Annotated in this window: 45 protein-coding genes; 41 read left to right on the plus strand and 4 right to left on the minus strand. The window is 69.2% G+C overall.

Annotated elements, in window-relative coordinates; genetic code table 11:
• Positions 1–101: 101 nt before the first annotated feature.
• Positions 102–626, minus strand: coding sequence for a hypothetical protein (locus MQN93_RS10915; RefSeq protein ID WP_242709302.1), 525 nt, complete (start codon positions 624–626; stop codon positions 102–104).
• Between the two features lie 169 nt (positions 627–795).
• Between MQN93_RS10915 and MQN93_RS10920 the strand changes: the two genes are divergently transcribed.
• The 31 genes from MQN93_RS10920 (at position 796) to MQN93_RS11070 (ending at position 18,186) form a co-directional block, all read left to right on the plus strand.
• A complete protein-coding gene (locus tag MQN93_RS10920) occupies positions 796–1,038 on the plus strand; it encodes a helix-turn-helix domain-containing protein (RefSeq protein WP_242709303.1) in 243 nt (80 codons plus the stop codon).
• Positions 1,038–1,244, plus strand: coding sequence for a helix-turn-helix domain-containing protein (locus tag MQN93_RS10925; RefSeq protein WP_242709304.1), 207 nt, complete (start codon positions 1,038–1,040; stop codon positions 1,242–1,244). The genes MQN93_RS10920 and MQN93_RS10925 overlap by 1 nt, the downstream gene beginning before the upstream one ends.
• A gap of 211 nt (positions 1,245–1,455) precedes the next feature.
• Positions 1,456–2,058 (plus strand): sigma-70 family RNA polymerase sigma factor, encoded by a 603-nt coding sequence (locus MQN93_RS10930; protein WP_242709305.1) that lies wholly within the window; start codon positions 1,456–1,458, stop codon positions 2,056–2,058.
• Complete coding sequence (locus tag MQN93_RS10935) at positions 2,055–2,900, plus strand: BN159_2729 family protein (RefSeq protein WP_242709306.1); 846 nt, start codon at positions 2,055–2,057, stop codon at positions 2,898–2,900. The genes MQN93_RS10930 and MQN93_RS10935 overlap by 4 nt, the downstream gene beginning before the upstream one ends.
• Positions 2,897–3,127, plus strand: a complete 231-nt coding sequence (locus MQN93_RS10940; protein WP_242709307.1) for a hypothetical protein — start codon at positions 2,897–2,899, stop codon at positions 3,125–3,127. Before MQN93_RS10935 ends, MQN93_RS10940 begins: the two co-directional genes overlap by 4 nt.
• A 79-nt stretch (positions 3,128–3,206) precedes the next feature.
• Complete coding sequence (locus MQN93_RS10945) at positions 3,207–3,512, plus strand: hypothetical protein (RefSeq protein ID WP_242709308.1); 306 nt, start codon at positions 3,207–3,209, stop codon at positions 3,510–3,512.
• Positions 3,509–4,237 carry a hypothetical protein gene (locus tag MQN93_RS10950; protein WP_242709309.1) on the plus strand — a complete coding sequence of 243 codons (729 nt, stop codon included), beginning with the start codon at positions 3,509–3,511 and terminating at the stop codon, positions 4,235–4,237. Before MQN93_RS10945 ends, MQN93_RS10950 begins: the two co-directional genes overlap by 4 nt.
• Positions 4,234–4,482, plus strand: a complete 249-nt coding sequence (locus tag MQN93_RS10955; RefSeq protein ID WP_242709310.1) for a hypothetical protein — start codon at positions 4,234–4,236, stop codon at positions 4,480–4,482. Before MQN93_RS10950 ends, MQN93_RS10955 begins: the two co-directional genes overlap by 4 nt.
• Entirely contained in the window at positions 4,479–4,778 is a 300-nt protein-coding gene (locus MQN93_RS10960; protein ID WP_242709311.1) for a hypothetical protein, read from the plus strand. Before MQN93_RS10955 ends, MQN93_RS10960 begins: the two co-directional genes overlap by 4 nt.
• Positions 4,775–6,076, plus strand: a complete 1,302-nt coding sequence (locus MQN93_RS10965; protein ID WP_242709312.1) for an ATP-binding protein — start codon at positions 4,775–4,777, stop codon at positions 6,074–6,076. Before MQN93_RS10960 ends, MQN93_RS10965 begins: the two co-directional genes overlap by 4 nt.
• Positions 6,077–6,163: 87 nt before the next feature.
• Positions 6,164–8,011: a DEAD/DEAH box helicase family protein gene (locus MQN93_RS10970; protein WP_242709313.1), complete on the plus strand. Its 1,848-nt coding sequence runs from the start codon at positions 6,164–6,166 to the stop codon at positions 8,009–8,011.
• On the plus strand, positions 8,008–8,625 hold the full coding sequence (locus MQN93_RS10975) for a hypothetical protein (RefSeq protein WP_242709314.1): 618 nt from the start codon (positions 8,008–8,010) through the stop codon (positions 8,623–8,625). Before MQN93_RS10970 ends, MQN93_RS10975 begins: the two co-directional genes overlap by 4 nt.
• Before the next feature lie 32 nt (positions 8,626–8,657).
• Entirely contained in the window at positions 8,658–9,104 is a 447-nt protein-coding gene (locus MQN93_RS10980) for a hypothetical protein (protein ID WP_242709315.1), read from the plus strand.
• A 77-nt stretch (positions 9,105–9,181) separates the two neighbouring features.
• Positions 9,182–9,607: a WhiB family transcriptional regulator gene (locus MQN93_RS10985; protein WP_242709316.1), complete on the plus strand. Its 426-nt coding sequence runs from the start codon at positions 9,182–9,184 to the stop codon at positions 9,605–9,607.
• A 79-nt stretch (positions 9,608–9,686) separates the two neighbouring features.
• The gene (locus MQN93_RS10990) at positions 9,687–10,733 is read left to right on the plus strand and encodes a phage replication protein O (protein ID WP_242709317.1); all 1,047 of its coding nucleotides are present in this window, start codon (positions 9,687–9,689) and stop codon (positions 10,731–10,733) included.
• Positions 10,730–11,422, plus strand: coding sequence for a zinc finger domain-containing protein (locus MQN93_RS10995; RefSeq protein ID WP_242709318.1), 693 nt, complete (start codon positions 10,730–10,732; stop codon positions 11,420–11,422). Before MQN93_RS10990 ends, MQN93_RS10995 begins: the two co-directional genes overlap by 4 nt.
• Positions 11,419–11,706, plus strand: a complete 288-nt coding sequence (locus MQN93_RS11000) for a zinc finger domain-containing protein (protein WP_242709319.1) — start codon at positions 11,419–11,421, stop codon at positions 11,704–11,706. Before MQN93_RS10995 ends, MQN93_RS11000 begins: the two co-directional genes overlap by 4 nt.
• Positions 11,703–11,996, plus strand: coding sequence for a hypothetical protein (locus MQN93_RS11005; protein WP_242709320.1), 294 nt, complete (start codon positions 11,703–11,705; stop codon positions 11,994–11,996). The genes MQN93_RS11000 and MQN93_RS11005 overlap by 4 nt, the downstream gene beginning before the upstream one ends.
• The gene (locus MQN93_RS11010; RefSeq protein WP_242709321.1) at positions 11,993–12,196 is read left to right on the plus strand and encodes a DUF6011 domain-containing protein; all 204 of its coding nucleotides are present in this window, start codon (positions 11,993–11,995) and stop codon (positions 12,194–12,196) included. The genes MQN93_RS11005 and MQN93_RS11010 overlap by 4 nt, the downstream gene beginning before the upstream one ends.
• Before the next feature lie 2 nt (positions 12,197–12,198).
• Positions 12,199–12,696, plus strand: a complete 498-nt coding sequence (gene ssb, locus MQN93_RS11015) for a single-stranded DNA-binding protein (protein WP_242709322.1) — start codon at positions 12,199–12,201, stop codon at positions 12,694–12,696.
• Between the two features lie 126 nt (positions 12,697–12,822).
• A complete protein-coding gene (locus MQN93_RS11020) occupies positions 12,823–12,999 on the plus strand; it encodes a hypothetical protein (RefSeq protein ID WP_242709323.1) in 177 nt (58 codons plus the stop codon).
• Positions 13,000–13,059: 60 nt separating this feature from the next.
• Positions 13,060–13,623, plus strand: a complete 564-nt coding sequence (locus tag MQN93_RS11025; protein WP_242709324.1) for a WDGH domain-containing protein — start codon at positions 13,060–13,062, stop codon at positions 13,621–13,623.
• Complete coding sequence (locus tag MQN93_RS11030; protein WP_242709325.1) at positions 13,616–14,329, plus strand: hypothetical protein; 714 nt, start codon at positions 13,616–13,618, stop codon at positions 14,327–14,329. Before MQN93_RS11025 ends, MQN93_RS11030 begins: the two co-directional genes overlap by 8 nt.
• Positions 14,330–14,392: 63 nt before the next feature.
• Complete coding sequence (locus MQN93_RS11035) at positions 14,393–15,148, plus strand: flagellar biosynthesis protein FlhF (protein ID WP_242709326.1); 756 nt, start codon at positions 14,393–14,395, stop codon at positions 15,146–15,148.
• Positions 15,145–15,381 carry a hypothetical protein gene (locus tag MQN93_RS11040; protein ID WP_242709327.1) on the plus strand — a complete coding sequence of 79 codons (237 nt, stop codon included), beginning with the start codon at positions 15,145–15,147 and terminating at the stop codon, positions 15,379–15,381. The genes MQN93_RS11035 and MQN93_RS11040 overlap by 4 nt, the downstream gene beginning before the upstream one ends.
• Positions 15,378–15,743: a hypothetical protein gene (locus MQN93_RS11045; RefSeq protein WP_242709328.1), complete on the plus strand. Its 366-nt coding sequence runs from the start codon at positions 15,378–15,380 to the stop codon at positions 15,741–15,743. The genes MQN93_RS11040 and MQN93_RS11045 overlap by 4 nt, the downstream gene beginning before the upstream one ends.
• On the plus strand, positions 15,740–15,964 hold the full coding sequence (locus MQN93_RS11050; RefSeq protein WP_242709329.1) for a hypothetical protein: 225 nt from the start codon (positions 15,740–15,742) through the stop codon (positions 15,962–15,964). The genes MQN93_RS11045 and MQN93_RS11050 overlap by 4 nt, the downstream gene beginning before the upstream one ends.
• Positions 15,961–16,713, plus strand: coding sequence for a hypothetical protein (locus tag MQN93_RS11055; protein ID WP_242709330.1), 753 nt, complete (start codon positions 15,961–15,963; stop codon positions 16,711–16,713). Before MQN93_RS11050 ends, MQN93_RS11055 begins: the two co-directional genes overlap by 4 nt.
• A 2-nt stretch (positions 16,714–16,715) precedes the next feature.
• A complete protein-coding gene (locus MQN93_RS11060; RefSeq protein ID WP_242709331.1) occupies positions 16,716–16,976 on the plus strand; it encodes a penta-EF hand family protein in 261 nt (86 codons plus the stop codon).
• A gap of 3 nt (positions 16,977–16,979) precedes the next feature.
• Positions 16,980–17,390, plus strand: coding sequence for a hypothetical protein (locus MQN93_RS11065; RefSeq protein WP_242709332.1), 411 nt, complete (start codon positions 16,980–16,982; stop codon positions 17,388–17,390).
• Positions 17,391–17,484: 94 nt separating this feature from the next.
• Positions 17,485–18,186, plus strand: a complete 702-nt coding sequence (locus MQN93_RS11070) for a zinc ribbon domain-containing protein (RefSeq protein WP_242709333.1) — start codon at positions 17,485–17,487, stop codon at positions 18,184–18,186.
• Positions 18,187–18,192: 6 nt separating this feature from the next.
• Here the strand turns inward: MQN93_RS11070 and MQN93_RS11075 are convergent, their stop codons facing one another.
• From MQN93_RS11075 to MQN93_RS11085, 3 genes are read right to left on the minus strand one after another with little or no spacing between them, the layout of a single operon-like run.
• Positions 18,193–18,399: a DUF6233 domain-containing protein gene (locus MQN93_RS11075; RefSeq protein ID WP_242709334.1), complete on the minus strand. Its 207-nt coding sequence runs from the start codon at positions 18,397–18,399 to the stop codon at positions 18,193–18,195.
• A gap of 60 nt (positions 18,400–18,459) precedes the next feature.
• Positions 18,460–18,840 carry a DUF6221 family protein gene (locus MQN93_RS11080; RefSeq protein ID WP_242709335.1) on the minus strand — a complete coding sequence of 127 codons (381 nt, stop codon included), beginning with the start codon at positions 18,838–18,840 and terminating at the stop codon, positions 18,460–18,462.
• Entirely contained in the window at positions 18,833–19,057 is a 225-nt protein-coding gene (locus MQN93_RS11085) for a hypothetical protein (RefSeq protein ID WP_242709336.1), read from the minus strand. The genes MQN93_RS11080 and MQN93_RS11085 overlap by 8 nt, the downstream gene beginning before the upstream one ends.
• A gap of 181 nt (positions 19,058–19,238) precedes the next feature.
• Here MQN93_RS11085 and MQN93_RS11090 point away from each other — a divergent pair, with 181 nt between their 5' ends.
• The 10 genes from MQN93_RS11090 (at position 19,239) to MQN93_RS11135 (ending at position 24,755) form a co-directional block, all read left to right on the plus strand.
• Entirely contained in the window at positions 19,239–19,394 is a 156-nt protein-coding gene (locus tag MQN93_RS11090) for a hypothetical protein (RefSeq protein ID WP_242709337.1), read from the plus strand.
• Positions 19,394–19,573: a hypothetical protein gene (locus tag MQN93_RS11095; RefSeq protein ID WP_242709338.1), complete on the plus strand. Its 180-nt coding sequence runs from the start codon at positions 19,394–19,396 to the stop codon at positions 19,571–19,573. Before MQN93_RS11090 ends, MQN93_RS11095 begins: the two co-directional genes overlap by 1 nt.
• 264 nt (positions 19,574–19,837) lie before the next feature.
• On the plus strand, positions 19,838–21,064 hold the full coding sequence (locus MQN93_RS11100) for a glycosyltransferase family 2 protein (RefSeq protein WP_242709339.1): 1,227 nt from the start codon (positions 19,838–19,840) through the stop codon (positions 21,062–21,064).
• A 36-nt stretch (positions 21,065–21,100) separates the two neighbouring features.
• The gene (locus tag MQN93_RS11105; RefSeq protein WP_242709340.1) at positions 21,101–21,295 is read left to right on the plus strand and encodes a hypothetical protein; all 195 of its coding nucleotides are present in this window, start codon (positions 21,101–21,103) and stop codon (positions 21,293–21,295) included.
• Positions 21,296–21,461: 166 nt separating this feature from the next.
• Positions 21,462–21,803: a sigma factor-like helix-turn-helix DNA-binding protein gene (locus MQN93_RS11110; protein WP_242709341.1), complete on the plus strand. Its 342-nt coding sequence runs from the start codon at positions 21,462–21,464 to the stop codon at positions 21,801–21,803.
• A gap of 2 nt (positions 21,804–21,805) precedes the next feature.
• On the plus strand, positions 21,806–21,952 hold the full coding sequence (locus MQN93_RS11115; RefSeq protein ID WP_242709342.1) for a hypothetical protein: 147 nt from the start codon (positions 21,806–21,808) through the stop codon (positions 21,950–21,952).
• A gap of 10 nt (positions 21,953–21,962) precedes the next feature.
• The gene (locus tag MQN93_RS11120; protein ID WP_242709343.1) at positions 21,963–22,490 is read left to right on the plus strand and encodes a hypothetical protein; all 528 of its coding nucleotides are present in this window, start codon (positions 21,963–21,965) and stop codon (positions 22,488–22,490) included.
• Positions 22,487–23,110 (plus strand): hypothetical protein, encoded by a 624-nt coding sequence (locus tag MQN93_RS11125; RefSeq protein WP_242709344.1) that lies wholly within the window; start codon positions 22,487–22,489, stop codon positions 23,108–23,110. The genes MQN93_RS11120 and MQN93_RS11125 overlap by 4 nt, the downstream gene beginning before the upstream one ends.
• 153 nt (positions 23,111–23,263) lie before the next feature.
• Entirely contained in the window at positions 23,264–23,734 is a 471-nt protein-coding gene (locus tag MQN93_RS11130) for a hypothetical protein (protein ID WP_242709345.1), read from the plus strand.
• 208 nt (positions 23,735–23,942) lie between these two features.
• A complete protein-coding gene (locus MQN93_RS11135; RefSeq protein ID WP_242709346.1) occupies positions 23,943–24,755 on the plus strand; it encodes a hypothetical protein in 813 nt (270 codons plus the stop codon).
• Positions 24,756–24,866: the final 111 nt, after the last annotated feature.

Genomic DNA, 24,866 nt, shown 5'->3' on the forward strand with positions numbered 1-24,866 from the left:
TCGGTCTCCGCACATGTCGGCGTGTATGTGCGGGTTACAAACAATGCGACAGAAGTTGACTTATGTGATTCGAACAGGCACGTATCGTGACTGAACTGTTACTACATGGCGCGAGGGGGGCGCTCGTCAACTCCACGCAGGTCGGTGGACCTTGACGGTCCATCGGCTGTTCCCAGTTCACCGGCCTCCAGGCGCTCCGCAAGCCGGCGCAAGGCGGGGGCCCGGTCCTCGACGGCGAGCTCGGCGACCATCTCCAGGATGATGCGCTGACGCTCCGCGGTGAGGTTGCCCAGGGGGTCGGGCAGGTTGTCAGAGCGCTCGATGCTCTGGATCTCAATCTCACGGAGGATCTCCGCGGCCTTCGGGCGATGCTCGGCGAGACGGGCCGAGGTGACGCCGACGGTGTGCGACATGTGGGCAATCGTCTTGTCCGGGCCGATCACGCGATCGGACTCGCCGGGCTTGCCCTTCCAGCCCTTCTCGATCTGTCGCCAGCGGAAGCCCTTGATCCTGACCGGGGTGCGGTCTGCTGCCTCTTCTGGACTGAGGCCCCGTGCCTGTCGGGCGAGACGGATGAGGTCTGCCTCGGGCGGCGGCTGGGGGGTGCCGTGCTCGGGCGAGCCCATGGCTACGTCCTCCTACTCTTGTCGACTTTCGTCAACTTCCGTCAACTCTCCCAGGTGTAGGCCCCTACGCCCAAGCCGAGTAGCCCACCGCACAACTTCTTCACAAACAAGGTTCTACTTACTGCTACTCACGCCTTGACTCTCTTCTACTTTCATCTACTCTTGAGGCATGTCACCACCCACTCAAGACCCGAAGCGCCTCAGAAGACGGCGCATCGAGGCGGGGCTGAACCAGAAGGAGCTAGCGGAAGCAGCCGGAGTCTCGCCCTCGCACATGTCACTGCTGGAACGCGGCCTGCGGGGTGCCTCGCCCCGCGTCCTGAAGCGCTTCACGGAAACCCTCAACTGCGAGGTCGAGGACCTGATGCCGCCGGAGCCGGAACCACGCGAGGACGAGGCAGGTGCGGCCTGATGCCCGTAACCGTCCCGACCCTCGACGAGGTCCGCGCATGGCCGGCGACCGTCAGCGTCCCGAAGGCCGCCACGGCGCTCGGCATCTCCAAGAGCTACCTGCACGACCTGATCAAGCGGAACGAGTCGCCCGTGAAGGTCCTGCCGCTCGACGGCCGACACCGCGTCATCACCGCGTCCCTGGTCCGGCTCCTGGAAGCCGCCTGATGCGCGGACGACGCCGAGGCCTCCTCAGCTGGCAGTGCCCCACGTGCGAGCACCGCAACCCGAAGGGGCGCATGGAGTGCCGCAAGTGCCGGCGCCCTCGGCCGCTCGGAGCTTGATCTACCCCCTGAACACGCCGAGGGCCGCCCGGATGCGACCCGGAACGGCCCTCGCACAACCGAAAACCCCTACCTACGTCAAAGGAGACCTGGCTGTGTCTACCCAGGTTAACGCTGTGATCATCCCGAGAGATACGACGGCCGCGCTCGTCGCCCGGGCCAAGGCCGGAGACCGCGACGCGTTCGCTCGCCTCTACGCCGACCACTACGACGAGGTGCACCGCTTCCTGCTCCACCGGACGCGGTCCAAGCACCTCGCCGAGGACCTGACCCAGGACGTCTTCGTCCGCGCGCTGCGTCGGCTGGAGACCTTCAGGCCGCTCCCGGGAGGCACGTTCGCCGGCTGGTTGATGACCATCGCCCGCAACATCCTCACCGACCACTTCAAGTGCAGCCGCACCCGCCTGGAAGTCCTTGCCGACGAGTTCTTCGACGCGGATGAGCGGCTCGACAGTGCCGAGGTCGACGCTCTCCGGGAGCTGGAGGTCGTCGAGGCCGCCGAGACCGTAGCCGTGGCGATGACCACGCTGAATGACGCTCAGCGCGAGTGCCTGCAGCTGCGGTTCTTCGAGGACCTGTCGATCGGCGAGACGGCCGAGCGGATGGGCAAGAACCACGGCGCGGTCAAGACGCTGACGTTCCGCGCGGTCCGGAGCATGCAGCACGCGCTCACCGAGGCCGAGGGAGCTGCGGCATGAACAAGAACTTCCCGCACGCCCTGAAGGTCGTCCGTCAGGCCATCGCCTCCAGCGGACACCACGACCTGGCGGCCGCCATCGTCCATGGCCTCAACTCCGCTGGTCTCCTGGTCGACCCGGAGCGCTCGTACGGAATGCTCCTGACCCGCGCGCCTGCAGGTGGGTGGGCGAAGGCTGTCGACGACACGGTCACGCCGACCGAGGGCCCGCGCGAGCACCAGGCGCACGTCGAGCCCCCGGCCGCCGGACCTGCACCGGAGACTCAGCGGACCGAGCTGGAGCAGCAGGCCGCCGCGTGGGACGAGGCCTGCGGGCGTGCCCGCCAGGTCGCCGCGCAGATTCGCCGGCACATCGGCGAGCACCGGTCCTTCCAGAACGTCCAGCTGGACGGCGACCGCGTCCTGGTCGCGCTGCACATCGTCGACCAGGGCGAGTGGGTGCAGTGGCGCCGTTACTTCGGCATCACGCACGACAAGGAGACGGCGCTCCCCTACATGGTGGCCGGCGACGGCTACCGCGACGGGATCCGTGTCTCGGTCGTGGCGTACGACCTGCCGGAGGCACGGAAGCACGCGCTGTCGATCGCCAAGGAGCCGTTCGAGTTCGAGGGCGTCGTCTACGACCTGGCGCTCCCGCAGCAGGACGGGGACGGCGATGAGTGGTTCTACCAGGGCGTGCGCACGGCGGACGGTATGCCGCTGCTGTCGTTGGACGGTCGGCCGGAGCGTTGCTCGCTGGCGAACATCGTGCGGATGCGCGGCCCGCTGACGCCCGTCCCGAACGCGCCCACGCCGCAGGCCGCCCCGGTGACGACGGGCGCTGAGGGTGGTGAGCGGGCATGACCGAACGCTCCTCGGCGCACGACCCGTTGTTCGGCCCCAACGACCCGTCCCCCGAACCCGCGTCCCTCGCTGTCGAGATCGCTGCCTCGCGCCGCATCCTGGACGAGACCGCTGGCCTGAACATCCACGACCACAGCGCCATGCTGCATGCCGCGGTCTCGCTCAACCTCCGGCTGCGGGGCGTGCTCGCCGCTCTCGACAAGGAGCGGGGCGGTGAGGGCTCGTGATCTGGATCTTCCTGGCCTTCACGGTCTGCGTCGTCCTCTGTGTCGTCGCCGCCTGCATTCCGACGGGTGGTGAGACGGAGTGAGGCACAAGAGGCCGACCGACCACTTCGCTATCGCCGCGCGCTGCCGCGCCAACTCCGGCGAGTGGCAGGAGGTCGGCGAGTACAACTCCATGCAGTCCGCGGACAGCACCGCTACGACGATCCGCAAGGCCTACGTGGGCCCCGGCCGCAAGGCCGAGTCGCCCTGGGCGCCGGCAGGGGCGTACGAGGCACGGCGCGAGCACACGGAGTTCGGCGTACGGGTCGAGGCCCGCTACGTGGGCGACCCCGACGAGGCATGGGCCGACGCTCTCTCCGCTGTGACGGGCGGTGAGGCGGAGTGATCTCGAAGCTCGCCATGACGGCGAAGAAGACGATCGAGGCCGCCTGGCTGAACGGCCCGGCGTACGACCTCGCGACGCAGGCCGCCGAGGCTCTGGAGTCGTCGCAGCAGCTTCAGTCGCCTGAGACGGCCGCTGAACTGGAGAGGCTGCGTGCTGAGTTGGCGCAGCGGTCGCAGGACCTCGCGGACGTCCACGCGGACCGCGAGGCGCTCCGGGCCCGGGTCACCAAGCTGGAGGCGCGCTACCTCCCGAAGCTGTGCCGGTGTGGGCACTCCAAGCTCGTCCACACGGTGCCGAAGCCGCACTCCTGCTTCGTTGGGAACATTCGCGGCAAAGAGCCGTGCGGCTGCCCCGGGTACCGGCAACTGCCGTTCGCTGAGGCGGAGCGCCTGGTGAATGAGCGGCACACGGTCCGTTCTGCGGATGGGATCACGCGGCAGATCGCGCCGACGCAGGCCCTGCGTGCCGAGGAGGTGAGCGATCTCCTGACGGTCGCCCCGGCCTGGCACGCCGATGCCGCGTACATCCCCGGCTCGAAGACGATCGAGCTGGAGCTGACCGCCAGCAAGAAGCAGTGGAGGGCGTGGCAGGAGGCTCTGAAGGTCGACCTTGGCCGCACCACCAACCGGGGCGGCTGCGTCACCTCGCACGCCACGTGGCGCGGTACGCACGTGGTGATCCTGTGCGCGTTCGCCGACACCCCGCCGATGGGGGTGGCCGAGTGAAGCGACGTAAGCACCACGGCAAGGAGCAGACGCAGAACACGTGCCTCTACGTCATCCGGATCGCCCGCCGTACGGGCGCCCGGACGAGCGCCGAGTTCAGCACCATGGACCGCCGCAAGGCGTACCGCGAGGCACGCAAGTTCGCCGCGGCTGGCCGACTGCTCAGCTTCGCCCGGCACTCCGGCCGAGGCACGTGGCAGGACCTCACCCCGTCCGTCACGGACGTCGGAGGCGAGGCCTCGTGAGCGCATACGCCAAGGCCTACCGGGCCCTCACCAGCGGCCGGGCTCTGCGCCCCGGCGAGGCCGCGCTGCTCCTCGCCGACCTCCGCAAGGAGTTCGGCACCGAGCTGGCGGACGCCATCGAGCAGCAGCTGGCCGGCAAGTACCGGCGCACCGACACGGACACCGACGCCGCCTTCAAGCGGAAGCAGAGGGCGTACGGAGCCGCGATGCGAGTGGTCAACACGGTCCGTCATCTGGCGGCCGCACCCCTCCGCCCGACTCTTCCGCACCAGCGCGACAACCGGAGCACGTCATGACCTTCACCTTCCAGCCGGCCACCCGCGAGCAGGCCCGCGCCCGGATCGCCCTCCAAGGCCCGGGCGGCTCCGGCAAGACCAAGACCGCTCTCCGCATGGCCGAGGGCCTCGCCAAGGGCGGACAGATCGGCGTCGTCGACACCGAGCGCGGCTCCGCCCTCAAGTACGCCCCCGTCCCCGGCCGCCCGGACATCGAGGCCCACGAGTTCGCCCACCTTCCGATGGCGTACTGCTCCCCGGAGAACCTCATCGCCGCGGTCAAGGCCGCCGAGGAGGCACGGCTCGCCGTCCTGATCATCGACTCCTGGTCCCACTTCTGGGCTGGCAAGGGCGGACTCCTCGCCCGCGTCGACGAAGAGGGCCAGAAGATCAGCGGCGGGAAGTTCTCCGCCTGGGGCCCGGTGAACGAGATGGAACAGGACATGCTCGACGCCCTGCTCGGCTTCCCTGGCCACGTCATCGTCACGATGCGGACGAAGAACGACTACGAACTGTCCGGCGGCAAGGTCAAGAAGCTGGGCGTGAAGACCGTCCAGCGTGAGGGCGCCGAGTACGAAGTAGACGTCGTGATCGACATGATCGAGGGCACGGGCACGGTCACCAAGACCCGGTACACCGCCCTGGACGGCGCCTGCGTTCACCACCCCGGCGAGGATTTCGCCGACGCGATCCTGGAACAGCTCGGCCAGGGCGTCGACCCCGTCCAGGTCATCGTCGACGAGCTGGTCCGCGACGGCCTGACGTACGAGCGGGCGCTGGAGCTCCACGCACAGGCCAACAGCCGGCGCCTCCTCGGTGCCGACCTCCTGCACCCGAAGACGGGCGAGCCCGCGAAGCTCGGCGACGTCATCAAGGAGTACGGGCAGGCCGTCAAGCCCGTCACGACGGGCGTCACGCCCCCGTCAACGCAGGCCACCGAGGACGCGAACGAGGGCGAGTACAGCGGCCCCTCGGCGCACTCGCTGGCAGACGCCGAAGGGTCCGCCCCTGCGGTCACCCAGACCTCGGAGCAGGACCAGGCGCCGGGGCCCGTCAGCGCCCCGCAGATGCGGATGATGCATGCCTGCTTCGCGAAGGTCGGCCTCGGCGCTAAGGAGGAGCGTGCCCGTCGGCTCCAGGCCACTGCCCTGATCATCGGCCGCGACATCCAGTCCGCGAACGAACTGACCTCGACTGAGGCCGCCACGCTCCTGGACACGCTGACGGCCTTCGGGGACCGCGAGACGCCGGTCAGCGACTTCTCCGAGATGGTGCGCGGCCTCGCCGAGGAACGCCGCGCTGCCCATCAGTCCGCCTGATTCACCACTGACCGCGGGCCCGCCCCGACTTCCCCTGCGCGGGGCGGGCCCGCACCTGACAAGCGACGTCCGCCCTTCAGGAGCCCGATGTCTAGACGCTTCAACTCCGGCGAACGCGTGGCCCTCTACCTCGCCGCTGACGGCCACTGCGAGATCTGCGGCATCGAACTGCAACCCGGCTGGCACGGCGACCACATCAAGCCCTACTCAGCCGGCGGCACCACAGACGTAGTCAACGGCCAGTCCCTCTGCCCCGCCTGCAACCTCAAGAAAGGCCCTCGCCACATGCAGCTCCGCGCCTGGCAGGAAGACGCCGTACGCCGCTTCCTCCGCAACAACGACGACTTCCTCGCCGTCGCCACCCCCGGCGCAGGCAAGACCACCTTCGCCCTCACCGCCGCGAAGCTCCTGATCGACCGCGGAGACATCTCCCGCATCATCGTCGTCGTCCCCACCGCCCATCTCCGCAATCAGTGGGCACAGGCCGGCGCGAAGGTCGGTATCCAACTCGACAACACCTTCGCCAACGGCAACACGGTCATCGCCCGGGATTACGACGGCACCGTGGTCACCTACGCCACCGTCGCCGCTCAGCCACAGCTCTGGCGCAAGCTGGCCACCCAGCATGGCGCCCTCGTCGTCCTCGATGAGGTCCATCACGCGGGCGACGCCGACCATCTCAGCTGGGGCCCGGCGCTCACCGAAGCGTTCGATCCGGCACACCGCAGGCTTCTGCTCTCTGGGACCCCGTTCCGCTCCGACGGGCGGCCGATTCCTTTCGTCACGTACGACCAGGGCAAGTGCGTGCCGAGCATCAACTACGACTACGGCACCGCACTTGCCGACCGCGACGTGGTCCGGCCCGTCGCGTTCCCGGTCCTGGACGGCAAGATGCGCTGGCGGGATGCGGGGGCCATCGTCACCGCGGAACTCGCCACGGTCGATGAGAAGAAGCTGACCCGCGCTCTCGACACGGCTTTCGATCCGACCGGCGAGTGGATCCGCTCCGTGCTGCGCCGCGCCGATGACGAACTCACCCGTCTCCGTGAAGAGACCCCCGACGCGGGAGGCCTTGTTGTCGCGGCCGACCAGTACAACGCCCGCCAGTACGCCGCGATCCTCAAGCGGATCACCGGTGAAACGCCCACTGTCGCCATCTCCGACGAGGCCGACGCCTCCAACTTGATCAAGGCATACGCCAGGGGCAGTCAGCGGTGGATCGTCGCCGTGCAGATGGTCTCCGAGGGCGTCGACATTCCGCGTCTCGCGCTCGGGGTGTATGCCTCTCGCATCTCGACAGAGATGTTCTTCCGGCAGGTCGTCGGTCGGTTCGTACGGATGCGTGGCTCTGAAGACGAGACCACCGCGACCCTGTTCATCCCGTCCATCGAGCCGCTCATGTCGTACGCGCGTGACATCGAGCGCACGGTCGAAGCCGTTCTGGCTGAAGAAGAGAAGGAGCTGCGCGAGCGGGGCGAACAGGGAGCCAAGCAGACCGCGCTCACCTTCGATCTTGTCGAGCCGCTGGACTCCACTGAGGCGGTCCACCACTCAACGATCTTCCGTGCTGAATCGTTCAGCGACGGTGAGCTGAAACGAGCGGAGAACGCCGCCAGGCAGGCTGGCATGCCCGGCTCGGTGAGCGCGGAGATGATGGCGCACGCATTGCGTCTTGCGGGCGCGGGCCGGGTCGTCGGCACGGCGCGTGTCGAACCGCCGGCTGTCGAGCAAGGTAAGACGCTGGCCGAGACGAAGGCAGCGCTTCGCAAGCTGATCAAGCGGAGGGTGGGTCAGCTCAACCGCCGGACCGAAGCCGAGTTCTCGCACATCCACGCAGAGTTGAACAAGCGCTGTGGGGACACGGCCAAGACCGCGACTACGGAGACTCTCAACCGGCGCCTGGAGCTGCTGGATCAGTGGCTGGAGGAAGCGTGACCAGCCCGAAGGGGAACGCTGTCTTGGTCGAGGCTCTCGGGTCCGCGCTGCGCCGCGGTGGGAACGCTCTGGAGGATGTGCCGGACCTGCTGAAGCGAGTGCTCGCTGAGGAGTCGTGGCGGGAGTTCGTCACACCGCGGGGCGAACTTGTGCAGCACGAGCGGTTCGTGGACTTCGTGACCACGCCGCCTACGCAGGGCATCGGTGCATCCGTCGACCTCGTACGCCGGATCATCGCCAGCGATGCTGAGGCTCTCGACTTGCTTGACCAGGCGCTTGCCGGGAGGCAGGGGGAGCGCACCGACCTCTTGGATATTAGCAAAGAAGTTAAGGCGCCTACAGGTACGACCCAAGCCGCCGCCCTCCGCCGCCTCCGCAAGGACAAGCCGGAGCTGCACGCCGACGTCCTCGCGGGACGCCTCTCCGCACACGCGGCCATGGTCCAGGCCGGCTTCCGGCCCAAGACGGTCAGCGTCCCCGTCAGTCGCCCCGACTCCCTCGCCGCAGCCCTGCGTCGGCATCTCTCACCGGACGACATCGCACGGCTGATCCGACTCCTCCTCGAAGACGTCGCCCCCGAACCAGAGGGCACCGTGACGGCGGTGAGCGAGTGACCAGCGCCCCGGAGTGGATCTCCGTTCCCCGCATGACCATGCCGACGGTATGGCTCGCCACACGGGACGGCCTGGTCCTGCTCGACCTGATCGCCGTCGAACTGGCAATGAACGGCCGCCGGAAGGGCTGGAAGCTCACGCGGGACGAGAAGTGGTTCGCAGCCCGGATCATGCTCGACGCCGAGGTGCCGTACTCGATCATCTCGACGCGCGTAGGCGTCAGCGGAACCACCTTGGATGCCTGGTTCCCGGGTGAGATCGAGCCTGCTGCCGAGTACATGGCGCGCGGCGGGCCGCGCGGGCTGCCGGCGCCGACACCCGACGTCCGATGCGGGACCCGGCGCGGCTACAGGCGGCACCGCAAGCGCGGTGAGCGGCAGTGCCAGAGGTGCAAGGAGGCCAACGCCCTCGCCGACCGGCATTACCGGCTGCACGGGACGTACATCGGTGCCCCGGAACTCTCGGCGGTGGCCTCATGATGCCCGCCGACGACGCCTGCCGCGTACCCGCCACCAGCAGAAATTCGTTTGATCACAGACCGTACGGAGGCCCCGTCATGGATCGAGAGTGGGAGAGCAAGGCCGCCTGCCTCGGCCAGGACCCGGAGATCTGGTTCTCGCAGACCACCTGGACGAAGGCCCGCAGGATCTGCCGGGACGAATGCCCGGTCCGTGAGGAGTGCCTGGAGGCGATCCTCGCCCGCGAGTCGGGGACGCCCGACAGCCTGCGCGCCGGGATCTTCGCCGGCCTGACCGGCGCCCAGCGCGCGAAGGTCGCCCGGCGGCGCGCTCCGCAGCCCACGAAGGCGAGGACGAAGCCGGCTGGTTCCGGCCGCCAGCTGGCGGCGTGCGGCACGAAGGCCGCCTACGACCGGCACGTGCGGAAGAAGGAGCCGATCGACGACGCGTGCCGGGCCGCGAACGCCGCGAGCGGCGTGGCGTATCGCGCCACGGGGTCGACGAAGGTCCCGGCATCCCGATGAGCCCCGGTGGCCTGGCGGTCGACATCCGCGCCCGCCAGGCCACCGGCCACCACTAGATCCACGAGAGAGGCGCCACCGAATGGCCTGGGTCCGCTTGTCAGACGACTTCTACGACCACCCGAAGTTCCAGCGGGTGGGCGCGCTGGGGGTTGCGCTGTGGACCTCCTCGCTGGCCTGGTCCAACAGGAACCTCACGGACGGTGTCGTACCGCGCGCCGTGGCCCGGCGGCTCCTCGACTTCGAGGACGTGGTGGACGCCATCGCCGATGCCAGTAACGCGGTAGGTAACGGCGTTACTAACGGAGGTGGTAATCCGGGCTCTAACACGATGGATCACGCACTCGCCGCCACCGTCCTCCGCAGCAACACGATCAGCACACTTGTCGCCGCAGGGCTGTGGAGCGAGCACCCAGACGGCTACCTGATCCACGACTACCTCGACTACCAGAAGTCGGCCGACCAGATCCATGCCGAGCGCGACAAGAACGCTGCACGTCAGAGAGCATTCAAGGAGCGCCGCAAGCAGGCGCAGAAGCCTCCCGCTCCCCGCCGTGACGACCCAAGTAACGAGCCAGGTAACGGCGTTACCGACGACCCAAGTAACGCCACCAGTAACGCCGTTACTCACGACGCTACTAACGGGCCGGTAACGGATGCTCCCAACCCCAACCCCAATACTCCTTCCTCTTACGAGGAAGGAGGAGAACGTCCGGGATCAGAGATCCCCGACGAGACCCCCAACCGCGAAGACGTGGAACAGGTCTGCCTCGCCCTCGCCGACGCCATCGAAGCGAACGGCTCCCGCCGGCCCACCATCACCAAAGCCTGGCGCCGCGAAGCCCGCCTACTGATCGACAAAGACGGCCGCACCCCGGACCAGGTCCTCACCGCCATCGCCTGGTGCCAGGCCGACACCTTCTGGCGCGCCAACGTCCTCTCGATGCCGAAGCTCCGCGAGAAGTACGACCAGCTCCGCCTCGCCGCCCAACGCCAGCAGACCGCCGCACCCAACCGGTCCACCGGCCCGGGCTACGACCCCGCCACCGGCACCAACCTCTTCGACCGCGCCATGGCCCGCGCCAAGGCCCGCGACGAAGCCGCAGCCGCAGAAGGAGGCAGCACATGAACAGCCAGGAGGCCACCGCCCTCTGCGCCTACGTCCACCAGCTGTGCCCTCAGCAGCGCTTCAACGAACACACCCCCGACGTCTGGGGCGACGTCCTCGCCCCCTACGCCCTCGACGAGGCCCGGGCCGCGGTCGTCACCGTCGCCGCCCGCCAGGCCTTCATCGCCCCCGCCGAGATCATCACCGAGATCAAGGCCCGCCGAGCCGAACGCATCGAGCTGGCGAACATCGTGTACGACGGCAACCCGCTGGAGACCGGCGCCGAGTCCGCCGAGAACCTCCGGGAGATCATCCGAGCCGCTGGAGACGGCCTCACAGGCCCCAGCAGCATCGCCGGGTCCCTCGGCACCGCCGAACGCCCCGCACTGCCCCCAGGCGCCGATCCTGGCCCGTACGCCGGGCGTGCAGCCGCAGCCCGAGCCGCCATCGGCAAGATGCCCGCCGACCGCGACACCTCGCAGGACCCTCGCGGCCGCGGCTGCCGACGCTGCGGAGCCACCCCCGGCAGCAGCTGCACCACCAACGGCCAGCGCCGCCGAGACGTCCACCCCGTCCGCCTCGAAGACACCAAGCGCGCGGCCGCCGGCCTCCCCCTGCTCGACCACGACCAGGACGAGGCCCGCATCAAGGCAGCCAGCGCCGCCGCTCTCGCCCGCGACGACCAGGAGCAGGAGGCCGAGGCGTCATGACGACACCAGTCCGCCGACGAGGCCCGTACCGATTCGCCGCGATGGCCGTGCAGTGCACCTGGTGCCGCGCGCGCCCGGGCGCCCTGTGTACGAACCAGCGCGGCACGGAGGACCGGCGCCGTGACGTGCACTCCGCTCGACTGACCGAATGGATCAGGGTCATGTCAACCCGGTGCCCTGAGCGCATCTGCCAGGCCGCACCCAACCAGCCCTGCACCCTCACCCCCGACGTCCACCAGGCCCGCACCCTCGCCGCCAACACCCCGACCACCACCACGCCATGACCCGACACTCCACATGCCACGACTGCCAGCAGCCCATCCTCTGGACCCTCACCGAGGCCGGGAAACACCTCGCAGTCGACCCCACACCCGACCCCGCCGGCAACGCCGCCATCTGGCGCGACGGCACCGGAACCCTCCGATCCCGCCGCCCCACCGACGAACTCCCCCTCTGCGGCTGGGAGCGACTCCACATGCCGCACGTCGCCACCTGCCCCGCCCGCATCCAGCAACTGGCCTTGCCCGTCGGCGTGACCAGCCTCGACGAGCACCGCCGAAAGAAGCGCCGATGAAGTGCCGCTACTGCCCGCAGCTCCTCACCACGCCGGAGTCCAAGGCCCGCGGCTACGGACCCGTATGCGGACGCAGACGCGGACTCATCCCGCTCGCCAGACCCCGCCGGCGCGGCTCGACGAAGCCCGCCACGACGCCCGACGTCCCACCCGGACAGACCGCAATCCCGTACCAGCCCGAACTACCCAAGGAGAACTGATCTTGCTTCCCACCATCACTGGCGTCGGACGCCTCACCGGGGACCCGGAGCTGCGCTTCACCCAGTCCCAGAAGGCAGTCGTCAGCGTCACGCTCGCCTTCAACTCCCGCCGCCTCAACAAGCAGACCAACGAGTGGGAGGACGGCGACACATTCTTCGTCCGCGGCACCGCCTGGGAGCGCCTCGCCGAGAACGTCGCCGAGACCCTCGCCAAGGGCATGGAGGTCCTCGTCACCGGCGAACTCCGCACCGAGCGATGGGAGAAGGACGGCCAGAAGCACGAGCGGCCGGCCCTGCTGATCCGGAGCATCGCGCCCAACCTCGCGTACGCCGTCGCACAGGTCTCCAAGGACGCCATGGGCCAGCAAGGCAACCAAGGCGGACAGCGCACCCAGCAGCGCCCCCAAGGCCAGGCACAGCGTCGCAACGGACCGCCCCCGCAAGACGACCCGTGGGCCGTCGACCAGGCCAACGGCTACAGCAACGAACCGCCCTTCTGATGAGAACCCTCGCAGCCGCGCTCATCGCCGCAGCACTCCTCACCAGCTGCACCCACGCCGACCACCACCACGTGCCCCACCCGGCACCCCAAGCAGCACCCACCCCACCAGAAGGGAGCTGAACCAATGGCCGCCATCCTCCGACTCCCCGGCGGCACAGACGACGCCGCAGAAATCGTCGAAGCCCTCATCGCAGCCGCCGAAACCCGCGAACACACCGCGCCAGAACAAGCCCTCCGCTGGCGCTGGCTCGCCAACGACATCGGCGACGCACTCGACGCACTCCCCGCACCACACCAGTAACCACCGAGGACAGGGAACCCCCGAGGGACCCACCTCCGGCCAACCACCGGAGCCATGTCCATGACCGACAACAAGCCCCGCAGGAACCAGAACCCCGAACCGGTTCGCCCCTGGTTCGCGCGCCTGCTCCGCCGCAGGCCCACGCCCGTCGCCAAGCCGACAGGCATCCCCGCCACCCTCTCCGAGGCCCTCGCCGCCGGCATCCGTCAAGGCACCGCGGCCGCGCGCGAGGAGGCCGAGCGCTGGAAGGAGCACGCGGACTCCTTCGCGAAGGAGCGTGACGGCGCGTACCGCGAGCGGGCACAGCTCCTCTCCTGGCTCGCCGCCCTCCACCCCTCCAGCACCGTGATCACCCAGTCCCCGGATGTCGACGAGGACGGCTGGCAGCTCCTGTACCTCGTCGCCGGCGGCTGGCAAATGTCCTGGCACATCCACCCGCGCGACGCGGACCTGTTCCGGCACGTCACCGTCGTCGACGTGACCGATCCGCGCGCGCAGTGGGACGGGCACGGCACGGAGCAGAAGTACGAGCGCATGCGGAACCACGTCCGGCTCCTGGCCCTCGAAGGCCTCACCGCGGACACCTCGTCGACCGACGCCATGCGGGAGGCCCACAGTGCCTGAGCCGACCTTCGTCCTGCCGAACCCCTACTCGCCGTACGCGGACGCCGATCCGCTCTACCGGCACCTGTTCCCCGTCTTCGCCCCCGAGCTGGTCGGCGATCCCGCCCCGGGCTCGCTCGTCCTCACCAGGTGCGAGCGGATGACCGTTGTCCCCACCGAGCCGATCACCTACACCGACGAGCTCGACGGCCCGCTGCCGGCCGGTCTGTGCCCGCTGTGCATCGCTGCGCACCGTGGCGAGGCCCCGCCGCGGTTCCCCACCACGGAATGCCGACGCTGCGAGTCCACCACCCGGCACAACGGCCTGTGCGCCATCTGCCGCCAGGACCAGCACGCCGACTGGTGGCAGGCCTCCGACACCTGGGCACGCCCCTTCCGCATCGTCCAGGGCAAGCGCACCCTCGACGGCGCCGTGTTCCCCAACGGCCAAGCCGTCATCATCGACGACCCCGAGACGGGACTCTCCAGCAGCGCCGAGTCCCTCGACCTCCTGCTCACCGGATACCACCGCGCCGAGGTGATGCTCGCCGAGGACGTGATCCGCGTCGGTACGGCGCGCGTCCACCACGCGGCCGGCGAGTACGCGCGGATGGCGATCGACCTCGCCGACACCCGCACCGCACTCGACAAGGCGCGCCGCGAGCTCGGCGAGCTCAAGGACGAAGGCGACGACTGCGACCCCAACTGCCCCTGCCGCAACAGCTGATCGAACCGGCCGCCCGGAGGGAGCCCGGGCGGCCGCCACCCCACCATCCCACCAGGAGCACCCATGCCTGAACCCACCATCGGCCCACGCTGCGGCAACAACCCGAACGCCCAACTCACCGACGGCGACCGGAAGATCATCGAAGAGTTCCGCGCCGACCTCACGGCCCAGGCTGCCATCCGCGACCGCATCGCCGAGGCCGCGCGCACCGTGCGCCTCCGCCTCGGACCGAACGCCATCGCCATGGCACAGCGCGGTGAGCCGATCATCCTCAACATGAACGAGGCCGATGACCTCGCCGACGCGGTGCTGCCTGTGCTGCGCGCCCTGACGCTGCGGGAGTTGGAGCAGCTGGCCCGGCCGAACACGCCGCCATCGAGGCCGGAGCCCAAGACGCCGCCCGCCGACCGGGCCGCCGAGGTCGAGCGGTTGCGCGAGCAGTTGGAAGAGGCCGAGGACACTGCCGAGCAGCTCGTCCGCAACGTCCAGACCGTGGGCCGCGAGCGCGACGGTTACCGCAAGGCGTGGAAGGAAGAGCAGCAGCGGCGGGTCAAGGCCGAGGCTGAGCAGGAGCCCGCCGACCGGGCCGCCGTCCTGCTGGAGGCCGCCGACGCCATCGAGGCCAGGCAAGCCGAGATCGAACGCCAAGAACAGGACGAGCACGGCTTCCTAGACCACGAGACCGAGTTGCAGGGCGCTGCCGTCCGCGACATGGCCGCGCACCTGCGCCGTCTGGCCGCCGGGGCGCCCCAGCCTGGGCACGTCTGCCCCTGCCACCAGACCACCACCGAGACGACGCAGGGCGGAGGCCCCTCGTGATCGCCGAACTGATCGACACCATCTGGACGCTCGGCTACGCCCTCGCCGGATGGCTGATCGCCTTCGCTGTCTTCGGCACCATGATCATCTACGCCGCGATCGGCACCAGCACCTACGCCTTCCGCGGCCTCCAACGAGCCGCCAGACACCCCGCGTGGGCCCGCGGCCGCGCACGCGCACGCCGATACGCCCGACGGCGCTGCCGCCGCGACGACTACCGGGAGGCCGCGTGAGACGCATAGCCCGCGCCCTCTACCTCGCGTACGGCGCCCAGTTCGCATGGCTCGCCGTCACCGCGGTCTACGCCGCGTACCACCACGCGCTGTGGGCGTGCGGCGCATTCGCCGTCGGCTCCGGCCTGGCGGTCGTCGCGTTCATGCGTGAGGGCGCCCTGGAGGACGCGCGCCTCCGGGAAGCGGCCCGGGCCGAGCGCGCGGCCCACACCGCCCCGGCCGCGCAGGGCCCGCCGCTCACGGACGTCACGGCCGACGTCGTCGCGGTCGCCCTCGCGGCCGCGTGCTGCGAGCGCTGGTGGACATCCGCCGGCGCCGAACACGACCCCAACCACTGCACCAGAAAGGACCAGACCACATGAGCCAGCCGCCCACCAGCCGCATGCCGTACGAACACAGCCTCCACTTGATCAACCACGCCAACGAGCAACTCAACGCCATCACCAACGACTCGCACGGGCGCCCACGCGACCTCGACGCGCTTATGGCGACCCGGGTGCTCGCCACGATGTCCAATCTGGCCATCGCCTCCGCGCTCCTGGCGGTCGCCGACGCCATCCGCGCCCCGCGAGGTGGCCAGTGAGCCCTCACCTGAGCCCGGACGCGAAGGCCATCGTCCGCGCCGCCGAGGCGTTGACCGAGCAGGTACGCCGCATCGCCGACCGCCTCGCCACCGGAGCGCGCCAGGACAGCCACACCCTGGCCCCGCCCGCCACGACAGAGCGCAGCGGCGAGGCTGCCATCGAGCGCGTGCGAGGCCTCGCGACCCGGCTCGAATGCTTCGCCGAGAACGCCCTCAAGACCGACGACCGGGAGCTGTACGCAGCCATCGCCCGCGACCTCCGCACACAGCTCGAAGGTCCTGCGACCGAGCCCCGCCTCCTCGGCTGCGGTCTCTGCTACGAGGAGAACGGCGAGGAGTGCCACCCGCACCCCGAATGCCCGATCGGCTCACCCACGTCACCACTGCGCGACCAAATCGACAAGGCCCTACACGACCACCTGGCACGCACCGCCGACATTCGGCCCACCCAAAGCGGCGAAATGGCGTTCATGCCGGAGGTCACCGACGCCGAGCGGCTACGGATGGCCGACGCCGTGTTGGCCGTGATCCTGCCGACCACCAAGCTCCTCGGCGAGCTGGCCCGCAGCGCTGACGCCGACCTGAAGCGCGTCACCGCCCTGTACGAGCGCTGGGTGCAGGCTGGCCCGCCACCGCTCGGCACGTCCGTAGCCCGCTGGTGGGACGCGCGGCTCGCCGAGCTGCACGCCGCCATCCTCCCGCCCGACCAGACCGAGACCCCGGCCGCCGACCAGCCCAAGGAGCAGTGACCATGCCCAAGTTCCGCAAGAAGCCCGTACAGATCGAAGCCATGCAGTGGACCGAGGACATGTCCATGCGCGAGCTGATCGACTTCACGAACGGGCTGGTCGAGCTCGACGACGTCGACCGGGACTTCACCGTCTACGACCGACTCCACGACACGTGGGTGAAGTTCGAGTACGGCGATTGGATCGTGAAGGGCGTCCAGGGCGAGTTCTACCCGTGCAAGCCGGACATCTTCGCCGCCACGTACGACCCGGTGGAAGGCTGACCCGTGACGATCGCTGTGGACTTTGACGGCGTGATCCACGCCTACAGCCGGGGCTGGGGAGACGGGACGATCTACGACCCGCCCATGCCCGGCGCCCTCGACGGCCTCCGCCAACTCATGGAGGCCGACTCGGTGTTCGTGCACACCACCCGCGACCCGATCCAGGTCGCCGACTGGCTGAGCATGCGCGGCTTCATCTGCCGCACCGAGCACGACGGCCCATTCTGGAACGTTCGCGGCCAGCTGCTGGTCACAAACCGGAAGCTGGCCGCGAACCACTACCTGGACGACCGCGCCGTGCGCTTCGTCGACTGGGACCAGGCCCTCACCGACCTCCTGCCCACGAAGGCCCACTGCGACTGTCCGCCCACTCAGGCCGGCCTCGTCCTCTGCCCCACCTGCCCCGGGCGCTGAGCATGCGGAAGGGGCGCGCTTCCCCAGTCTCCCCAGACCGAGCGCGCCCCCAGGCGTTGATCACTGTAGGCCCCACTCACCCCATGGAGCTGCAATGACCACCGCCGACAACCTGCAGACCGTCATCAACCACTGGCCGGACCTCCAGGCCAGTCTCGCCACCAGTCAGGCCGACACTTGGCCCCCCGTCATGGGCATCGCCCGCCTCCACGACCACCTCAAGGCCACCGAGGACGCGAAGGAGCTGCGCGCGCTCGAGCGCAGCCCCACCCAGATCGGGGCGTCCGCGGCCCCGCTCCGCATCGCCATCCTCGACACCATGACCGCAATCGACCAGCGCCTGGTCGACAGCGCCGACATCATCGCCAGCCACGTCCAGCGGGACCCCGCCAACGGCAGCGTGCGCGTGGCCGGCCCCGGAGACGATGTCGCCCTTGCCCTGCGCACGCTGATCCTCAAGGACGAGGCCGACGCCAGACGGTGGAGCTACACCGACCCGCGCCGCCGTACCGCGCCGTTCGCCGCGGCCTGGCTCCTCGCCAGGATCGAGAACGCTCCTGGTCCCTTCGCCAAGCTGACCGGCGTGCACCAGGACGCCATCGCCACAGCCGCCCGATGGGCCGCCGACCAGATCGCACAAGCCCTGGAGATGGCCCGGAAGACGCAGGTCCTGGAACGCCCATGCCCGCACTGCCGCGGGCAGCTGCGCATCGAGGGCGGGGACGGCCAAGTGCCGGCCGTGAAGTGCAAGGGCTGCGGGCGCACGTGGACGGGGCACACGAGCGACGTGGCGTGACCGGGATCAGTCGTCGTCGAAGCCGAGCACATCGTCCGGCCGGCAGTACGCGCAGCCAGGCACTCCATCCGACAGTGCCACCCACGCTTCGTGCGCGTCGATCCAGCGCCTCTCGCCCGAGTCGACCGTGCAGCCGCGCTGGTGGACGGTGGCGTACTCCTCGCCGCCGCCCGACACCTTGTGCACGATCTTGAAGCGGGCCGAACCGGTCACGTGAGGGATTCAAACAGCAGGCCCCCACCTCGTCGAGACGGGGGCCTGCGGTGCGTACGGCTATGGCCGCCACTCCTCGCGGTAGCCGGGTCGGTCGCTGTACGGCAAGGCAAGTAGCCGCAACGTGCGGCACGGGTACTCCGGGTACGCGCCTGTCACCTCGCACTCCGCGCAGGCGTCCAGCGCCTCGGTAGGTAGCTCGATGGAGTGATGCAGCTCCAACATCCGCCGCTTGGCGTCGATCTCGCGCAGCACCCGCGCCGGATCATGCTCGGCGATGTGGGCCGCGAAGCTCTTCAGCTTGGCGTCGATGTTCACGCCACCGGAATCGTAGACCTCTCCCGGCAGGTCCGGCGGTGCCCACCACGTCCCACCAGCCGCGCGGGCGATCCGCTCGTCCTCGTCGAGCTGGGCGCGCAGCCACTGCACAAGATCATCCATCCGACGCCTCTTCAACGGGTGGCTCCTTGTCCGCGGACCACGGACCCGCCGGCGGCCGCTCCGGCATCTTCGCGCCCGGCTTCCGAAGGAACCAGGAGATGAACTCCCGGATCAGGGTGGCTCGATCAGTACCAAGCGCCTTCGCCGCCTCGTCGAAGTCGTACCACTGATCGCCAATGCGGATCTGGCGAGCAGGGGTCTTCGGCGCGTTTGGCATGCGCAAACCGTATCGGCGTGTAGCTACAGGGGGCAATGCAGGCTCCTCTCATCGGTAGCTACACGCGAAGTACGGGAGCGGCTTGCGGTGTAGCTACACCCCACTCTAAGGTGTAGCTACACCCGCACTCAACCGGAGTCGCGGACTACTTGCGGTGTAGCTACACCCAAGGGGGGATCGCGTGACCGAGCAACAGCCAAAGCCACAGCCCCAGGCGTGCACCGGATGCTCCGGCGCCGGCGGCCGCACCATCGACACCAGCAGCGGTGGCATCACCCGCCAGCACTGGGTGCGCTGCCAGGCCTGCGGCGGCACCGGCAAGCAGGGCGGCATCTGATGCCGGACACCTTCGGCGGCACCTGGAACCGCCCGCAGGACGACGGCCGCGGTCACTCACGCCGCCAGCTGGAGGACCGCGCCTCCTTCGACAACCAGCCGCAGACCAACTACGGCGGCTGCCTGCTGATCGCCCTCGTGTCGGTCGCCACGGCCGCGGTGTTCCGGAGGCGCAGCTGATGGCCGGCGAGCACGAGCGCGCGAAAGAGCCGCTCCCGATCAGGCCGCCGCGCCCGCACCCGCAAGGCGTCATCCCCGCCTGACCCACAGACCGGCCGGGCCCGACATCCCCTGCGGGCCCGGCCACCACCAACACCGATCCAGAACAGGAACCCACGTGTACAACCTGGCCACCACCGGCTTCTCCACCGTCATCTACGCCGTCACCGGAGTCATCGCCGTGGCAAGCGGCATCATCGCCAAGGTCTCCGGCAGGAGGAACCGGTGACCAGTCGCCCCACCCTGACGTTCATCGTCCCCGCCTACAACGAAGAGGAAGGCCTCCCCGCCACCCTCGAATCGCTGCTGCGGCAGACCGAACCCGCGCAAGAGATCATCGTCGTCAACGACGGATCCACCGACCGCACCCACGAGGTCGCCGCCTCCTACGGCGTCACCGTCCTCGACGCACCCGGCACCGGATCCAAGGCCGGCGCACAGAACTACGCGCTCCCGCACTGCACGACGGATCTCGTCCTGCCCGTCGACGCAGACACCGTCCTCGCCGACGACTACGCCGCCCTCATCCGCGACCCCTTCGACGACGCCAACGTCGCCATCGCGGCCGGCTGCGTCATGACCCGCTTCACCAACACCGTGTGGGAACGCGGCAGGCAGATCGAATACCTCTTCGGCTTCCACTGGTTCCGCCCCGTCCAACAGGCCTACGGCTCCCCAGTCGTCTGCTCCGGATGCTGCTCCGCCTTCCGCACCGACATGCTCCGCGCGTTTGGCGGCTTCCCCGCACGCACGATCGTCGAGGACATCGACTACAGCTGGTCGCAGCAGATCGCAGGACACCGCGCCGTGTACGTCGCCGACGCGGTCGCCTACGCGGCCGAGCCGATCAACGCGAAGTTCATGAAGAAGCAGCTGTGGCGATGGAAGTCCGGCTACTTCCAGAACGTCCGCCAGCACGCGCGCGGCCTCATCACCCGCAAACGGTGGCTCGCCCTGTGGGTGGGCCTGTCCGTGGCGGAGATCCTCCTGTCCCCGGTCATGCTCACGCTGCCCGTGTGGTGGGCGACGCACGGGCATTCCGCACTGTCGGTGGCCGCATGGTGGATCGGCGGTGAGGCACTCACGCTCGCTCCGGCGCTCGCCTACGCCACGGCGAAGCGGAAGATCAACCCGCTCAAGGTCATCGCCTGTTACCCGTCGTTCTACGTCCTGAAGTTCTTCAACGCCTACTACGACTGGAAGGCGTTGATCAACGAGCTCGTGCTCGTACCCCTCGGGCTGTCCCGTGGGCTGCACGTGTACGAGAAGGGCCGCGCCGACGCGCGACGCAGACGCCACGCGGGCGCGCACCGCGGGTTGCTCGCCTCGAAGCCTCAGCCGGTCGCGGCCGATCCCGTGCCCGTCGATGACGACACCTTGCAGATCCCGCTGGTGAAGCTCCGCGATCCCGACACCGAGCGGACGTTGCAGACCGCCCTGCCCGCCCGCTGACCGCCCCTTGATAACTCGACGGAGAGAGAACCGGAAATGACCAGCTACGTCATCCACGTCTGGGACAACAACGAGAACCTCGTCAACCAGCACCCGGTCAGCGCCGACAGCGACGCAACAGCCCGCGCCGAGCTCGACCAGGTGGCCCGCCAATTCGCCCGCGACCACGAGCTGGAACTCGCCTACCCGATGGGCGGCGCAGTGATCGCCCGCACGCCGGGGCGGGCCTGAAAGCAGCGGCGCCAGGACGGGCCCGGCCGTTCGGTGGTCGCCCAGCACAGCCAGGCCGCGCCACATCTGCCGCCACACCGGGAGCCACACCCGCGGCCACTCGCCCGCCACAAACCCGCCGCATCTGCGGCACCAACACTGAACGGAGTGAGGCCTCGTGGCCGGCATGTCCCGTGACACCCGCATCCTCATCGTCGCCTGCCTCACCGGCCACGGCATGACCCTGCCGGAGATCGCGAGTGAGCTGGGCGTTTCCAAGGAAACCGTGCGCAGGGACCTCCAGAATGCGCCCGCACCCGAGCCGCCCCCTGTGGCGGCCGACGCGGTGCCGGACAACGCACTCGTGCTGCCCCTGGACGAGCCACTGAGCGAGGCACTTCGGGTACTCCGCTCGGTCCACAACGGGCCCGACACGGCGGCGCAGAATGTGGCGGCCGTACGGGCCGCGGTGCGCGCCACGGCCGACGCGGTGATTGACGCGCGCACGCCTCACCCGGCCAGGACGTAGCCGTGTTAGCCGGCCTGTTCTTCGCCGCCTGTGCCGCGCTCGCCCTCGCCGGGCTGTGGCTCATCGTCCCTCGCGACGTCCCCAAGATCTCCGGGACGTGCGCGCTCATCCTGACCTTCGCCGCGCTCGCCGTGGCCATCCTCCACTGAGGCACCAGCAATGGCTCTGCCACCACTCGACATCCCGACCTACGGCCTGGTCTCCCTCGGAGGCGTCACCGTCGGACTCTCCCTGTTCGCCTGGGACTTCACCCGCTGGTGGAACAGCCACAAGAAGCGCCTCGCCCTGCGCGCCTTGAGCGACCTGCTGCCCCAGCTGCTGTGCATGGCGTACGGCGCGCTACTGATCCTGTCCGCCGGCGGCATCATCGGCGCCATCGCCGACTGGTCCCTGTGGGGCACGAACACCGCCGGCGACATCGTCCTGGTCTACGGCCTCGGCGCCTCAACCCCGAACGTGACCAGGGCCAGCCACCTCGCGCTCACCCCCGGCGGGCACGCCGCGATCATCATCATCACTGTCGTCGTCCTCGCGGTCTGCTCCAGGAAGGGCGTGCGCTGGGACTTCGTCCGCCAGATCCTCGCCGGGATCGCCCTCGGCCTCGCGTCCAGCATCGCGGGCGCCGTAGGCCTCATCGTCGCCCCGTCCGTCTCGTGGGCCGGCGACTACGTGATGGGGCTGCTGTGAAGCGGCCGGCCGAGGACGAGCCCGCCGAGCAGGCCGAGGAACTGGGGGAGGAGGACGAGCCCAGCCGCGCGGCGAAGGGCGCCGTGATCGTGGTCCTCGCGCTGATCGTGTGGCGTCTGCTGGTCGCCTTCCCGAACGTGGCGTACGTCATCGTCGGGATTCTCGGGACTCTGGGCGTGCAGAAGTGGCAGGCCTGGCGTGCGAAGCGCAGCGATGCCACGGAGGCCGCAGAGGAGGCCGTGCCGCCGGATGTCGGCGCAGCGTTGCGCCGCCTCGTTGGCGACGACAACGGCGTACTCCTCACCCGCCTCCAACGTGACCTGAAGCTGCCGAACACGAAGGTCGTGAAGCGTCTCCTCGACGCCGACGGCATCACGTGGAAGGCCGTGCGCACCCCACACGGGAATGGCCCGGGTGTCCACAAGAACGACATCCCGGCCGCCCCTCCCCTTGTCGCCGACGCGCATAGCGAGGGTTGTTGTTGCAGGTCAGGCGACAACAGCAACAGCAACAACGGCCTTGGAGAGGGCCCCGGAGAGGGGATCCGTGTAGAGCGCACCGATGCCGGACTGCGGATCTTCGACCTCCTTGAGGACTACTTCAACAGCCGGGGGAGGTGAGCGACCGATGATCCGACGCCTCCGCGCCACCCTCGGCTATGAGTACTGCGCCATCTGCGGATGGTGGACCAAGCCGCACTGCGGGCACTGATCCCGACCGGGCCCCGCCGCGAACCCCTCCCGCGGCGGGGCCCGTTACGTCATCCTGGCCTCATGCCTGCCGCTCTCCGCTTCACCGGTGAAGACAAGGACCTGACCCTGGACGAGCTCGCCGAGTTCGTGGACGCCGCGCGCAAGGCCGGCGTGCCCGGCGACAACCCCGTACGCGCCGAACTCTCCACCAGCTGCAAGATCAAGGAGATTGAAGGTCTCCACCGAAGTCGACAGGAGCTGACCATGAAGTGGCCGCATCGTCGCTCTGCGCCCGAGCCAGCGCCCGCGCGGCCGCGCGCGAACCCCACTCTCATCGCCGTCCTGGAGCACGACCTTCTCGGCATCCCGCCCAAGGCCGGCACCGTGGCCGCGCTCACCATCGCTCTCCGGCGATCCGGAACCTGCCTGGAGCACGAGCCCGAGGACACGACGACGTACCAGGATCTGCCGCATCGTGTCGGCCTGTGCGGCCGCTGCGGCGTGAGCATGATCCAGGACGAAAGTGGCGAGTGGGTGCTGGCGCAGGCCTGACGTTCTGGGCACACTGGCGCTGCGCGACCGACGCATCCGGGCTCCTGCTGTGCGCCCAACGGCCCGCCGTCCCCCCTGTGACCGCGGGCCGACGCGCATCCTGACGCCCGTCATGACGGGCCGGAACGTCACAGAACAGCCACACCCGCACAGGATCACCACAACCGGCGCAATGATGCCCCCTCAGCAACCGTGTCCAGGGGGGACCATGAGCTACCAGCAGCCACCACCGCAGCCCGGCTGGGCACAGCCCCAGCAGCCCGCATGGGGCCCACCGCCACCAGCTCCACAGCCACCGAAGAAGGCAGGCGGGAAGATCGCGGCGATCGGCTGTCTCAGCAGCCTCGCCTTCCTGATCCTGATCGTCATCGTGGCGGCCCTGGCCGACGGCAGCAACGACAAGCCCGAGACGAAGGCTCCGCCGTACAAGGTCGTGGAGCAGGACGACACCGGCCACAAGCGCAACGTCGTGGTCGAGGTCGAGACCACCAAGAACCTGCGTGCCGTCTTCGACGCCGTGGCCAACGACCTCACCGACGAGGCTGGCTACTCCATCATCATCAACTGCTCAACCGGTGGCACAAAGGACCTCGACAACCGCCTGGCCAACGGGCAGAAGGCAGTGGGGAACATGGGCGCTGCCACGACCGGACTCAAGGCGGGCGGGACCGAATTCTCCACGAACGCTGGTCAGAAGTGCCCGGTGAGCGCCGCCGACAAGGCCAAGGACGAGGCAGATCGGAAGGCCGCGCAGAAGGCAGCCGGCATCCCACCCGAGCCGACAGGAGCCGACCGGCGAAGGCTCCTCGCCACCCTGGCCGCAGTCGCCCCGGACGTAGTGCGGTACGAGGACAAGGCCGTTGAAGCCGCACGCAACCAGTGCTCAGCGATCAATGGAGGATCGCATCGGCTTAACTGGGTAGCGTCTCAGCGCTTCACGTACAAGGACGTGACGACGTCAGAAGCGCAGGGCGCGAAGATCAACGGGGCGCTGAAGCGTTCAGGATTCTGCAAGGTCTAGGCGCGACACTACGGGTGTAGTTGCATTTCCGATCACAGTCAGGCAGCCTGTCTGCAAGTCCGGCGTGCCCGGACACACTGACTCATAACCAGATTGATTCGCGCCCCTCGG

The organism is Streptomyces spinosisporus, from assembly GCF_022698145.1.
Taxonomy (GTDB): Bacteria; Actinomycetota; Actinomycetes; order Streptomycetales; family Streptomycetaceae; genus Streptomyces; species Streptomyces spinosisporus.